Annotated in this window: 13 protein-coding genes and 1 pseudogene; 8 read left to right on the plus strand and 6 right to left on the minus strand. The window is 63.2% G+C overall.

Features of this window, described 5'->3' with window-relative positions:
• Positions 1-482: HNH endonuclease signature motif containing protein (locus AC5RT4_RS14155; protein ID WP_494106152.1), on the plus strand; the 482-nt coding region annotated here is incomplete at its 5' end.
• Positions 483-709: 227 nt separating this feature from the next.
• The gene (locus tag AC5RT4_RS14160) at positions 710-1453 is read left to right on the plus strand and encodes a YqjF family protein (protein ID WP_494106153.1); all 744 of its coding nucleotides are present in this window, start codon (positions 710-712) and stop codon (positions 1451-1453) included.
• A gap of 17 nt (positions 1454-1470) precedes the next feature.
• Here the strand turns inward: AC5RT4_RS14160 and AC5RT4_RS14165 are convergent, their stop codons facing one another.
• A complete protein-coding gene (locus tag AC5RT4_RS14165) occupies positions 1471-1788 on the minus strand; it encodes a hypothetical protein (RefSeq protein WP_494106154.1) in 318 nt (105 codons plus the stop codon).
• Between the two features lie 103 nt (positions 1789-1891).
• Between AC5RT4_RS14165 and AC5RT4_RS14170 the strand changes: the two genes are divergently transcribed.
• Positions 1892-2689 carry a ZIP family metal transporter gene (locus AC5RT4_RS14170; protein ID WP_494106155.1) on the plus strand — a complete coding sequence of 266 codons (798 nt, stop codon included), beginning with the start codon at positions 1892-1894 and terminating at the stop codon, positions 2687-2689.
• A gap of 53 nt (positions 2690-2742) precedes the next feature.
• Here the strand turns inward: AC5RT4_RS14170 and AC5RT4_RS14175 are convergent, their stop codons facing one another.
• Entirely contained in the window at positions 2743-5247 is a 2505-nt protein-coding gene (locus tag AC5RT4_RS14175) for a Tex family protein (RefSeq protein ID WP_494106156.1), read from the minus strand.
• A 144-nt stretch (positions 5248-5391) separates the two neighbouring features.
• Here AC5RT4_RS14175 and AC5RT4_RS14180 point away from each other — a divergent pair, with 144 nt between their 5' ends.
• Complete coding sequence (locus AC5RT4_RS14180; RefSeq protein ID WP_494041262.1) at positions 5392-5688, plus strand: hypothetical protein; 297 nt, start codon at positions 5392-5394, stop codon at positions 5686-5688.
• Positions 5689-5917: 229 nt separating this feature from the next.
• Here the strand turns inward: AC5RT4_RS14180 and AC5RT4_RS14185 are convergent, their stop codons facing one another.
• The 3 genes from AC5RT4_RS14185 to AC5RT4_RS14195 all read right to left on the minus strand — a co-directional run bounded on the left by AC5RT4_RS14185 (position 5918) and on the right by AC5RT4_RS14195 (position 8746).
• A complete protein-coding gene (locus tag AC5RT4_RS14185; protein WP_494041263.1) occupies positions 5918-6988 on the minus strand; it encodes an alkene reductase in 1071 nt (356 codons plus the stop codon).
• A 182-nt stretch (positions 6989-7170) separates the two neighbouring features.
• On the minus strand, positions 7171-8058 hold the full coding sequence (locus AC5RT4_RS14190; RefSeq protein ID WP_494106157.1) for a hypothetical protein: 888 nt from the start codon (positions 8056-8058) through the stop codon (positions 7171-7173).
• Positions 8059-8092: 34 nt separating this feature from the next.
• Entirely contained in the window at positions 8093-8746 is a 654-nt protein-coding gene (locus AC5RT4_RS14195) for a DUF6318 family protein (RefSeq protein ID WP_494106158.1), read from the minus strand.
• 256 nt (positions 8747-9002) lie between these two features.
• On the opposite strand from AC5RT4_RS14195, the pseudogene AC5RT4_RS14200 reads away from it, so the two are divergent.
• The 3 genes and pseudogenes from AC5RT4_RS14200 to AC5RT4_RS14210 all read left to right on the plus strand — a co-directional run.
• A pseudogene (locus AC5RT4_RS14200) lies at positions 9003-9281 on the plus strand (pyridoxamine 5'-phosphate oxidase family protein); the annotation flags it as partial.
• 17 nt (positions 9282-9298) lie between these two features.
• Positions 9299-9763, plus strand: coding sequence for a very short patch repair endonuclease (locus tag AC5RT4_RS14205; RefSeq protein ID WP_494106159.1), 465 nt, complete (start codon positions 9299-9301; stop codon positions 9761-9763).
• Between the two features lie 396 nt (positions 9764-10159).
• Positions 10160-10570, plus strand: a complete 411-nt coding sequence (locus AC5RT4_RS14210) for an Hpt domain-containing protein (protein WP_494041349.1) — start codon at positions 10160-10162, stop codon at positions 10568-10570.
• On the opposite strand, the gene AC5RT4_RS14215 is transcribed toward AC5RT4_RS14210, so the two are convergent.
• Positions 10543-11310, minus strand: a complete 768-nt coding sequence (locus AC5RT4_RS14215; RefSeq protein WP_494106160.1) for a response regulator transcription factor — start codon at positions 11308-11310, stop codon at positions 10543-10545. The two genes, AC5RT4_RS14210 and AC5RT4_RS14215, sit on opposite strands and share 28 nt — an antisense overlap.
• A 94-nt stretch (positions 11311-11404) precedes the next feature.
• Here AC5RT4_RS14215 and AC5RT4_RS14220 point away from each other — a divergent pair, with 94 nt between their 5' ends.
• Entirely contained in the window at positions 11405-13060 is a 1656-nt protein-coding gene (locus AC5RT4_RS14220) for a sensor histidine kinase (RefSeq protein WP_494106161.1), read from the plus strand.
• The last annotated feature ends 43 nt before the right edge of the window (positions 13061-13103 follow it).

The following is a 13103-nucleotide window of genomic DNA, read 5'->3' on the forward strand; positions in this document are numbered from 1 at the left end:
TTACCGGACCCGTCGCCGCCGCCACCCTCCGCAAGATCGCCTGCGACGCCGACATCATCCCCGCACTCCTGGGCACCCACGGCGAAATCCTCGACCTAGGCCGCAAAACCCGGCTCTTCACCCCCACCCAACGCCTCGCCCTCACCGCCCGCGACCAAGGCTGCACCTTCCCCCACTGCACCATCCCCGCCCCCTGGTGCGAAGCCCACCACATCACCTACTGGTCCCACGGCGGAACCACCACCATCAACAACGGCGCCCTCCTCTGCAGCAGCCACCACCACCTGATCCACAAAGAACAATGGACCATCACCACCATCAACGGCACCCCCTGGTACACACCCCCAAACCACCTCGACCCCCACCAAAAACCCCAACAAAACCACTACTTCAAACCACCCCCACCACCCCAAGCCACCACCGAAACAAACACCACCGCGCGGGAACGAAGGCCCTTGGTTCCACCCGGAGACGCTGCGTAAACAGCCTCGTCCCCGGGGAGCCCGAGCGGCTGCAAGGACCGACCTGCCGCCCGTGGGCGCACGCCCGTAAGCCGGTATCTCGGTTGCGGGAAGGCACTGCTTCCTTTTGATCACCTCCATTAGGCTTCACAGCATGACGTCCGCCGTGCTAAGGCTGGTTCCCCCGAACCACCTTCACGACGTCGGCCGGCTTTCCCGGGGTACTCGAGCACTAGCAGGAGCGGGCGATGAACCAACACCTAAACAGGGCGCTACGGTGGCCACTGCCGGAGGAACTGCCTCTTCCTGTCATCATGGATCAGCGATGGATAGATGCCGTTTTCCTGCACTGGCGCATTCCGGAACCCGTTGCAGCCCGTTTTATGCCCCGGGGCGTTCAGCCGGATACCTTCGACGGAACCTCCTGGGCCGGCCTTATCGGCTTCCGCATGAAGGAGGCGGGCATAGGACGGGGACCAGGCATCCCGCACCTGGGAAATTTCACTGAGGTCAATGTCCGCCTCTACTCCAGGGAGTCCGACGGCACGCGTGGTGTGGTTTTTCTAAGCCTGGACGCAAACCGGCTCCCCGTGGTCCTGGCCGCTCGGGCGGCGGGCATACCCTATGTTTGGTCGCGCACCGGTTACGCGCCGCCGTCGGCTTTGGCCCCAGTTACCAGCTACTCAGTCCGCAGGTTCAGGCAGGGCGCCAGCAGCATTTTCCGTGCTGCGCCGAATCTTGGGAAGCCTGCGGACGATCCACTGTCCATTTATCTGACTGCGCGCTTCGGGCTGCACAGCACTTTTAGGGGCCGTACGGTCTATATCCCGAACACCCACGAACCGTGGCCCCTGTACGTTGCAGACGTGCTCGAACTAGAAGATGGTTTGCTTGGAGCCGCAGGGATGGAAGTGGCTGGCCCGCCGGATTCCGTACTGTACTCGCCCGGGGTCCGGACCCAATTCGGCCGGCCCCGGTTCGTGGGCCGATAACTGACCCCGAAGGTTCGCTAAACGTCCTGCCAGCCGCGGCCTTTACTGAACCTTGCCACGAGGTTCCCAACCCCGGCGTTCAGGGAGTTGGACGGGTCGAAGTACAAGGATGCCTCAGTTGCACGGCTGTGGGTGATCAACTGCTCCGCCTCCAGCTTAGCCTCGGGAACAGTAGCCCCGATGATGCCGGTTCGCGCTGGCAGCTCGGGAGTGTGCACAACATCTGCACTGGTCTGAGTCAGCGGAATGGTGGTACCAGAGTTGATCTCATCGTGCGGGAACTCAAACTCGGCGTCGTCGGCGGCAGGAATCGTGTACTCCAAGAAATAAGTCATGAACCCACCTTTGCAGAAACCCCCTCATCACGGAAAGTGCGCCCACCGCATCGCGGGCCGGTTAAGTATTCCCACGTCAAGGGCCTGCTCCTATACTTGCGGCATGATGATGTCGCTGTGGTTCGGCGTCATAGCATCCAGTGCTTTGGTCCTGGGTGCTTTCATCGGTGTCCGCTTCGAACTTCCCAAGCGCCTCTTGGCCATGTTGCTCGCCTTCGCCGCAGGTGCCCTGATTACAGCACTCGCTTTTGAACTGTTCGAGGACGCCTACGAACACGGCGGGATCGTCCGCGCGGCCGTCGGTCTAATGGGCGGGGCAGTAGTGTTCACGGTCCTCAGTGCACTGTTGGACCGGTGGGCCCAAGCAGGCGACGACAAACAGGCCACTCCTGCAGACGAGCTCCAGGGCAGCGCCAAGCTGGACACCGATGCAGCTGCCAGCGATAAGGCGCCCACAGCTGCATCAACGCGTGGAGCAGCAGGCCTGGCGCTGTTGGCAGCAGTAACTCTTGACGGTGTGCCGGAGAACGTTGCTCTCGGAATCGCGCTTGGTGAAGGAACCGGCGGTTTGGCACTCCTCGCGGCCATCTTTGTCTCCAATTTTCCGGAAGCGCTGGTAGGTTCGGCATCCATGCGCAGCCAAGGCCGGTCAACCGGAAGCATCCTCGGACTCTGGCTGGCGTGTGCGGCCCTGCTGGTTATCGCCGTCGTAGTGGGTGCGGGACCGCTGTCCGGAACAGCCCCGGAAGCCATCTCCATTCCCCTGGCTTTTGCCGCCGGCGCCGTAATCGCATCGCTCGCGGACACCCTAATGCCCGAAGCATACGAACACGGCGGCCCGGCCGTCGCCCTGAGCACGGCCGCAGGATTCATCCTCGCGTTCGTGCTGTCACTGGCCTAAGGCGCAGCTGCCGCGCCCGCACCTGGACACGCAATCGCCAGCCTCCAGTCCGGCTACTTGCCGAGCCCCGCCCTGCGCAGCGCTTCAGCCATCGCGGTATCTACAGGGGCCGCCTGGGAAGCAGAACCGCGGCCAGCCGCCGGGGCGCTGCGTGCCGGCTTGCCACCCTTTCGTCCCTGCTCCTGGCCAACCCCCCGTTCCGACCCCCTGGCGGCGCCCTGTCCGCCACCGGGGCTGCCGCCGCGCCGGCCATTCTGGTCTTTCCCCCCGCGCTCCTGGTTCTGCGGCCGGCCGCCAGGCTTTCCGGCAGCCGTGGCACCGGAACCAGCGGCACCCGAAGTAGGTTCATCCTCAAGCCGCAGCGTCAAGGAGATGCGCTTACGATCGGGGTCTGCCTCAAGCACTTTCACCCGGACCACCTGCCCGGACTTCACCACCTCACGCGGGTCTGACACAAAACGGTTCGCCAGCGCCGAGACGTGGACCAGTCCGTCCTGATGGACGCCCACATCCACGAATGCCCCGAACGCTGCAACGTTTGTCACGGTCCCTTCCAGAACCATCCCCGGCTTGAGGTCGGAGATCTTCTCAATCCCCTCCGAGTAGGCGGCAGCTTCGAAGGCGGGACGCGGGTCCCGCCCCGGTTTGTCCAGCTCCACCAGGATGTCCTGCACCGTGGGAAGCCCAACGGTATCGTCAACAAACTCCCGTGGGTCCAGCGATGATGCGGGAGCAGAACCGGCGGCAACCAGGATCTTCCGGGCCACCGCATAGGACTCCGGGTGCACGCTGGACGCGTCCAGCGGCTCCGCTCCCCCGGTGATCCGGAGGAAGCCGGCGCACTGCTCGAACGCTTTGGCTCCGAGCCGCGGCACTTTCTTCAGTTCGGCCCGCTTTGTGAAGGGCCCGTGCTCGTTGCGGTACGCCACGATGTTTTCACTCAGCAGCGGCCCGACGCCGGCAACCCGGCTAAGCAGCGCGGGCGAAGCAGTGTTGACGTCGACCCCAACGGCGTTGACGCAGTCCTCCACGACTGCGTCCAGACTGCGGTCCAGCTTCGATGCCGTCACGTCGTGCTGATACTGGCCAACGCCGATGGACTTCGGATCAATCTTTACCAGTTCGGCAAGGGGGTCCTGCAGCCTGCGGGCAATGGACACTGCCCCGCGGAGAGACACATCCATCCCCGGCAACTCGGCCGCGGCGAGGGCTGAAGCCGAGTAGACGGATGCCCCGGCTTCAGAAACCACAAGCTTCTGCGGCTTGCGCTCCACGTCCGGCAGACGCTTTATCAGTTCAGCGGCGAGCTTATCCGTTTCCCGGGACGCGGTTCCGTTGCCAATGGCCACCAGTTCGACGGTGTGCTGCCGTGCCAGCCGTACCAGCGTTGCCAGCGCCTCGTCCCACTTCCTGGCCGGCGCGTGCGGGTAGACCGTGTCCGTTGCCACAACCTTGCCGGTGCCGTCCACCACTGCTACCTTGACGCCGGTCCGAAGCCCAGGGTCCAGTCCCAGCGTCGCCCGGTTCCCGGCAGGTGCTGCCAGCAGCACGTCCCGAAGGTTGGCGGCGAAAATGCGGACGGCCTCGTCCTCTGCGGCGGCGAACATCTTGCCCCGAAGATCGGCCGTCAACCGCGCGAGCACGCGCGACCGCCACGCCAACTGCGCCGTTTCCATTAGCCAGCTGTCAGCGGGACGTCCGCGGTCGGCGACCCCAAGGCACCTGGCCACCGCTGACTCGTACCGGGAACGCGCGGCGACAAGGGCGGCGTCGTCTGTGGGGTCTGCTTCGGCAAGATCGAGCTCAAGGACGCCGTCCTTCTCGCCGCGCAGCAAAGCCAATACCCGGTGCGACGGCATACCCGCCGGGGCCTGCGCGAACTCGAAGTAGTCAGCGAACTTCTGCCCCTCGGTCTCCTTCCCCTTCTTCACGCGGGACACCATGCGGCCCTGTGTCCAAAGACGCTCGCGCAGGGTTGCGGCGAGGTCGGGATCCTGCGCAACCCGCTCCACGAGAATGGCCCTCGCACCGGCGAGCGCGGCAGTTGCATCACCAACGGCGTGCTCAGGGTTGAGGTACTTGGCGGCCTCACGATCCGGGTGAAGCTCCGGCCGTTTCAGCAGCGCGTCGGCCAGCGGCTCCAGGCCGGCTTCACGGGCCATCTGTGCTTTGGTCCGCCGCTTGGATTTGAAGGGCAGGTAGATGTCCTCGAGCCGGGACTTGGTATCAGCAGCGAGGATCGCTTTCTGCAGCTCGGGGGTGAGTTGGCCTTGCGATGCAACGGCATCGAGCACCGTACGACGGCGGTCCTCCAGCTCGCGGAGGTAGCGCAGGCGCTCATCGAGGTCGCGAAGCTGCGTGTCGTCCAGCGTGCCGGTGGCTTCCTTGCGGTACCGGGCAATAAAGGGGACGGTGGAGCCGCCGTCGAGCAGCTCCACCGCTGCTTTCACCTGCCAGGCTTTGACACCCAGTTCGGCTGCGATCTGGCTATAGATTCCGTCCTCCCTTTTGCTGGTTGCGGACGGTGCAGGGGAAGGAGCATGCGGCAGTTGGGTCACCAGAACATCTTGCCCTAAGCGCTTGGCCCCGCTCCACTGGCGCTGAACGCCACCGCCTGGGAGCTGGCTATTCCGCTGCCGCCCGCAAAGTGCTGTAGTTGGAATACCGTCACAAGGCACCCATCGCTCGAGGAAGAGGGCATCATGCGGGAACTGCTTATTGTGTTTCAGGAGGGGTTCGAGGAAGCGAACATCACCGTGACGGTGAACGGCAAGCAGGCGCGGCGGGACTTGGACGTTTCCACAAATCCCATACTCGGCATCGCGTCCGAGGTGTCCGTGGAGCTGCCGGCAAAGGGCGCGCACGTCGGAGTTGAAGTGACGAACAAGGGCCTAAAGGCGATCACGAAGGTCAGTGGAAAGCCCAAAAGCGTGCTGGTGTCCATCGAGGACGGCAAGCTCGTGATGACAGAAGGAACCGGCCGGGAGGCGCTTCTTTAGCACTTCCTGCTGTCGCTGGACCCGCCCCTAGTAAAACTCCATTTGCTGGAGTAGCATTCGATCACCGCCGGGACCCCTGTGGAGCCCGGTGGGCCAACTTCAAGTAGCCGAAGGCCGTCGGATGGCGCTCGGCGCCCGCTGCCGGGACAGCACACCGGACAGCAAACGACGGCGGCACCCAGGCCGGGTGCCGCCGTCGTTGTTATCGCGTAATTGCGTTGAAGGGCAATTAGCCGGCGTAGGCCGGGTAGTCTGTGTAGCCTTTGGCGCCTTCGGCGTAGAAGGTGGAGGGGTCGGGCTCGTTCAGCGGCAGGCTCTCGTTCCACCGCCGTGCCAGGTCGGGGTTGGCGATGGCGGGACGGCCCACCACCACCGCGTCAGCGTGGCCGTCCGCCACCAGCGCAGCCGCTTCCTCCCGGGTGGTGACGACGCTGAAGCCGGTGTTGACCAGGAAGGTGCCGCCGAAGCGGGCGCGGAGGTCCTGGACCAGTTCGCCGGCCGGTTCGTGGTGCAGGATGCTGAGGTAGGCGAGGTTCAGCGGGGCGATGCTGTCCACCAGCACCTCATAGGTTGCCCGGACATCTGCGGCGTCAACCTCCGCAATGCCCTGGACGTTGTGCTCCGGCGAGATACGGATACCCACCCGGTTGGCTCCCACTGCTGCCACAACCGCGTTGACCGCCTCAATGACGAAACGAGCCCGGTTCTCCGGGGAACCACCGTAGCTGTCCGTGCGGATGTTGGAGTTCGGTGCCAGGAACTCATGAAGGAGGTAGCCGTTGGCCGAGTGCAGCTCCACGCCGTCGAACCCTGCCTCTATGGCGTTCAGCGAGGCGGCCACGAATTCCTGAAACACCAAAGGCAGTTCGTCCGTGGTGAGTGCGTGCGGCACGGGGTAGGGCTGTTTGCCCGAGGGGGTGCGAACGTCGCCCTCAATGGCTACTGCACTGGGGGCGACGATGGTGTTGCCGCCTGTGATGTCGGGGTGCGAGACCCGGCCGCCATGCATAACCTGGGCGAACATCCGGCCGCCTTCGGCGTGGACCGCGTCGGTGACCTTCTTCCAACCGGCTACCTGTTCCTCAGTGACGATGCCGGGCTGGCCGGGGTAGGAACGGCCTGCCTGGCTGGGGTAGGTTCCTTCGCTGACAATCAGGCCAAGCGAAGCGCGCTGGCGATAATGCTCCGCGATGAGGGGTCCGGGAACACCATCCTCTCCGGCGCGGAGCCGGGTCAGGGGCGCCATCACCAGTCGGTTCGGGAGCTCAAGTTCGCCAAGGGCCAGAGGGGAAAACAGCATGCGCGTCCTTTCGAAGTATTCGACGTACTGTCTGGCGCAACTGGGAGGCACCTGCAACTATTCCGGATGCGGTGCGGATCACACCCTTGCCGCGCGGTCCCGACCTACCGCAGGTAGGGAGCTGACGCCGACGGATGTGTGTATCGCACCCGTCGGCGCGCCCGTCCGGCAACGGCAGGAGATCAGCGCGGTGCCCCGACGCCCGGGCAGCCCTGCCCTTGCGGGTTCACGTTGCAGTCGTCGGCATAGTTCCGAGTCAGTGACCGCCAGACGCTGATGGTTTGAGGTGGTGCACTGAATTGGCCTTGACCGGGGATGGGCAGCGGAGGGCCTGCGTTTACCGAGTAAGTTCCCTGGAAGGTGGTGGTCAGCACGATTTGGAAGTCCCCAGTAGTTCCGTAAGCGTGGCTCGTCCTCGTCTTTTCGCCCCACCGGTCCTGCGGCAGCGGGCCTCCCATTGACGGTTGCGGACCGAAGACAGTGCCGTCGCCGTAGTTCCAGGTGTACTGGACCGGAGTGGCCACGATGTGCACCTGCTGGCCGAACATCGTGACGTCGAACTGCTGTTCAACTGCTTCGGCATAGAAGTTTGTTTCGGCACCCCTTAGCGTGTGGGGGCTGGGTTGGGCAACGACCGTTCCGGCGTTCACGGGCAGGCTTTCGAACTGCCGCTGAATGTCCGCGGCAATTCGCGGCAGCAGGTCTTCCGGCTGAGCATCGTAAAGGCAGGTCGGGCCCGAGTGGTGGGCCCAGACAGCGCCGGGAACCCCGCGGGGCCTTGACAGCCAGATGACGGGAATGCCCTCCTCGCCCTCCGGGCCATCGTTGCATTCAATCTGCCGGGCGAGGCACGGAGTATCGAAATCACCCCCGCCAAGGTGGCATTGGAGCTCGTACTTGTACTCGTTGGGGTCGGTATTTACAGAGCCTGGCGCTGCACGCACAAGGTGGCCCGTGCCTTCTTCGATAACCCATTGATCCGCACCAATTCCTAGTCCCTTCTCCTCATAGCCGAGTGAAATGTCGGCGAACGCGAGGGTGGGACTGACAACCAGTAGCAGCAAGGTCATCCAGAGGACTTTCAGAGGCCCGGCTTTCATCCTCTTACCTGATTAGACCGAGGTCAGTCATCGTCCAGCCTGTGGGGCCAAAAGTAGCGGCCGCACGGCTCCCCGTATTTGTAGCCGCAGTCGGGGCTTGAAAAAGGCTCCCATCCGGTTTTCTGATTTCGATCGTTTGCTGCAGCACCTGGACTATGGCGTGTGGTTCCACCCCGGGGTCGAAGACGACAGAGATGGCAGGCGTTTCAATTTTTCCTCCCGACACCCAACGACCTTCTCTCCATGCCTCTGTCACTCCGTCTCTTAGTCCATTGCAGAAGACACAGCTGGGTCCGCTTATTTCTGCAAGTTTGTCCGTCTCACCGGTTTCAAAAGCGTAATTTAGGGTTGAGTACCAGTAGCGAACAAAAGCTTCAAGCCCTTCCTTCGTCTCCGTTTTTGCCACTTCGGGAAGCACGGGAAGGGGGACGTTTTGGGCTGGGCCGGATGCGTCGGCGGGTTTGTAGGCGGCGCTTGGTGTCGCCGTCGGAGTGGCCGAAGGGCTGGAGGAGGCTGACTGTGCAGCAGTCGGGGATACGGCGCCGGGATCTGCAGGCGCTCCGCCCGCACACCCGGCCAGCACCAACGCTCCGGCGAGAACTGTGGCGACACCGCCAAGACGCTTCAATCTGGATGCGAATACGTTATGCGATGTCATGGGCCGCTAATCCCCCCGTAGTTTCAAGACGGCATACTCCGGACAGTGATCTAAGGGTAGCCCACCTCACATTTCAGCGATAAGACTTATCCACAGGTGCAGGCCCCTCCATTCACCACCCACTTGTCTCGGAGAACGTCATAGAAGAAGCCGACTCGTAAGCAGTCCTCCGCGGCGTTGACTCAAGCTGGTCACGACGAATGAACGCGTCGAGCCCCTGGAACTTTCCCAAGGGACACAGAAGAATGGCGGCATGCTGTACCTGCGGACTGCTCCTGGCAACGAGCTCGCCCAGCTGATCATAAACTCAGCAGTGCTTTTCGAGGCCGACGGCATCCTCTCGGACGAGGCGTGGTCCGTGGTCCTTCGGGGCAAAGCCCGGGTCCTGAGCAACTCGGCCGAACTCGCTTCCGTGGAGGAGCTGGGGCTGAAGTCGTGATTGCCCACGCTCAAGGACTTCTACGTCGAAATCGAACCCACATCGGTGACCGGGCGCCATTTCCAGCTCGGGGACCAGCCGGAGCGCGGTTTCTAGGAACCTAGACTGGAAGCATGGCGGACAAGCTGAGCCCGGAGCAGCGCAGCTGGAACATGTCCCGGATCCGCGGCAAAAACACCAAGCCCGAGCTGCTGGTCCGCCGCCTCCTCCACGCAAAGGGATACCGATACCGCCTGCACGGACGCACGGGCGGAACCCGCCTGCCGGGCAATCCTGACCTTGTCTTCGCGGGCCGCCGCAAAGTCATCTTCGTCAACGGCTGCTTTTGGCATTTCCACAACTGCCGGGTGGGCCTGCACGCGCCCAAAGCGAACGCCGAGTTCTGGGCAGCCAAGCGTTCACGCACCAAGGAGCGCGACGCGGGCCAGCGCCGCCTGCTGGAGGACGCCGGCTGGGAGGTGCTCACCGTTTGGGAATGTGAGCTCAAGGACGGCTCGGCACTGGAAGCTCAGCTGGTGCAGTTTCTCGGCGCCGCACCCTCGCCCTCCGGCCCGGGCCTGAACAGGGAGCATTCTTGAGGCGATCTTTTGCCTTTACCCCGGTAGCTCTTGATATCGGCCCGGAAGGATGACTTCGTTGTCCCGCTTGGAGGACTGCAGCACGAAAGGGTCCGGAGCAGCGGCCAGCTAACTGCGGCGACCCAAGGGGGCCGCACAAAACGGTAAACCGGGCCAGGACGCGCTGTTGATGACGCACATGGGGCTCCTGCTGCAGGCGGGACCATGTGACGCCCATAACGAAGTGCGGAGCAGCAAGGTCGGGCACAGGGCTGTACTTACAGCCTCATCAAGAAAGCCACAATTCTCACGCGGACCCGTCGTGAGCAGGCGAAGCAGCCCTAATCTGAGAAGGAGCCAATGCCCCACGTAATCCACCGGTTTCCGGAGTGGAAGACCACAGCCGAAAGGACAGCGATGACCCCGTCCGACGACTCCGGCTGGCCATTGGTGGACCATACAGTCCTGGACCGGCTCCGTGAGGATCTCGGGGAGGACGAGGGCTACTGCCGGGTTTTTGTTGGCAACTTCATCAACTACCTACCCCATCGCATCGGCCGCCTGAGGCTCGCCCTGACCGCTGGCGACCTGGACGGTTCGGTCGACGCTGTGCTGAGCCTGAAGACATCCAGCCAAATGGTGGGCGCCGAGCGGCTCGCAGGCCTGGCGGCAGCCCTGGAGGGCGAAATCCGGACTGAAGGGCTTGACGATGACGCCGCCGTCGTCCTGCCCAGGCTTGCTAAAACGTTCCTTCGACCAATCAGCCGGTGCAGCGGGCAAACGATGGACAGACTGCAGACTCAGTGTTCGCCCGGAGCCAGCCTGTAGCCCACACCGCGAACCGTCTGGAGCCACCGCGGCTTCTGCGGCGAATCCCCCAGTTTCTTGCGCAAGTTCCCCATATGCACCTCGACGGACCGTTCGTCCGCTTCGCTGATGTAACCCCCGACGTCGTAGTCCTCGTCCCGCAGCCGACGCACCAGGTCCGATTTGGTCCGGACAGTCCTGCCTGCTTCCAGCAGTGCGTGCAGTAGCTCGAACTCAGTGCGGGTCAGGTTCATCTCGGTGCCGTCCACGGCCACCGTGCGGGATGCATAACTTAACTCCAGCCCGTTATGGCTGTAGTTGCCACGTTCGGGGTGCGCCAGGGCATCCGCTGATGCCTCGGCATCTGTTGCGTCTGACGGCTCCGGGACGGAACGGGGACGGCGCATCATCGCAGCGATGCGGGCGCGCAGCTCCCTGGGCCGGAACGGTTTGGTGAGATAATCGTCCGCGCCGGATTCCAGCCCGATGAGGGTGTCCAGCTCTTCAGTGCGGGCCGTCAGCATCACGATATAGGCATCGGAGAATTCACGGATCTGCCGGGAGACCTCAAAACCATCAATGTCCGGCAGCCCGAGGTCCAGGGTGATGACATCCGGGTTGAGTGTTTTGGCCGTCAGGACGCCCTCGGCGCCGCTGCTCGCTACGGTCACGTCAAAGCCTGCCTGGGTCAACACTGTGCGAACCAGTTCCCGAATGTCGTGGTCATCCTCAATAACCAGTCCGACACGTGCATCACTCATAGCGTCCCCTCAGCAGCCAACGTCTGAAGTATAGCTGGCTGCGGATATCCTGCTGATATGGCCTTACACACCTTGTCCCGCAAGTTTCCACGCCATGACTAAGCCCGTAGCGTGGTCGTCCGGCCGGATAAGGTTCTTTCGGCGGCCCTTTCACGAGCTCCGGCTGACGCAACGGGTAGCGCTGAGCCAGATGCCGCTCTTTGTGACGACTCTCTTCACCGTGTTCCTGGTGTGGGCGTTCTTTCCCGGCACGCTTGAAAATCCCCTGTTTGCCGTCTTCGTCATTTCACAGCTTGCCATCATGGGCATTTGCTACTTCACCCCTTGGGAGCGGTTGCCCTATACAAGCTTCCTCATCGTTCCACTGCTGGACTTCATTTCCATCGGTTTTGCCCGGGAGGGCGGGCAGGAAAGCCTGACCACCCTGGGTTTGCTTTCGGTGTTCCCGGTCATTTGGCTATGTGCCTCCGGATATTACCCGCGGGCTGCACTGTGGCTCTCCTTTTTGGGACCGCTTGCCATCATCTGGGTGCCCTTGTTGCTTAAGGGTGCCTCCACAGCCCAGGAATTCACCCGCGCCCTGCTCCTGCCCGTGATTATGCTGGGCATCGGCGTGTCCGTCAGTGTCCTGACCCACAGCATGATGCGGCAACAGCGGCAGCTGGAGGATAAGGACGCCCAGCTGCAGGCGAACCTGCAGACGAGCCAGCGCCAGGAAGCGCTGTTGAATACGGTCTTGGACACCGTCCACCTGGGCGTCCTGGCGGTGGACGCCGACGGGCATGACGTGCTGATGAACCGGAAGCAGCGGGTAAACCACGAACTGGCGCGGCCCAAGGACATAGCGGACCCGGACGAGTCCCAATTGCTCGTTTACGGACCGGACCGCAAAACGCTGGTTCCAGTGCAGGAACGCCCTGTCCGCCGTGCCGTGCTGGGAGAAACGTTCACCGATTACCTTGTCTGGCTTGGCTCAGGCAATGAGCAACGTGCCTTCGTGACCACCGCCCGGGCAATGAAGGACGCCGACGGGAAATTCTCCGGCTCCGTGATCGCCTTCAGCGACGTCACGGACCTGGTCAACGCGCTGGCGGCCAAGGACGACTTCGTCTCCAGCGTCTCGCATGAGTTCCGCACGCCACTGACATCAATCCTTGGGTATGTGGAAATTCTATTGAGCGATGAGCCGGAGGAATCCCAGCGGGACATGCTGGAAATTATCCGGAGGAATTCGGAGCGGCTGCTCACGCTGGTATCGGATCTGCTGTCCAGCCGCAACGGACAGCTGATCGTCTCCCCGCACACTGTTGACGTGGCTGATCTTGTTCGCAGCAGCGTCTCCTCCGCCATGCCGAAAGCGGCGGCCTCCGGTGTGGTTCTGGCTGCTGATACACCGGAGCGGTTGGAGGCACACGTGGACGGGGCACGGATTTCCCAGGTCTTGGACAACCTGGTGTCCAACGCCCTCAAGTACTCCCCCGATGGCGGCAATGTGCTGGTCACGCTGGCACAGGAGGACGGCCACCTGGCCTGCCGGGTCAGCGATACCGGAATGGGCATGAGCCCCGAGGACGCCTCCGAGGTCTTCGCAAAGTTCTTCCGCACCAGCAGCGTCCGCAGGACAGCCATCCCTGGCGTCGGCTTGGGCCTGCCGATCAGCAAAGCCATCGTGGAGGCCCACGGCGGGACCATCGAAGTGGAAAGCGACCTGGGCAAGGGAACCACGTTTACGTTCCGGGTGCCGGTGTAGTCCCCACCCGGACCCTAACCCCGCATGCAGGGCCCGGGTGCCC

The sequence above is a fragment of the Arthrobacter sp. sptzw42 genome (assembly GCF_059089685.1).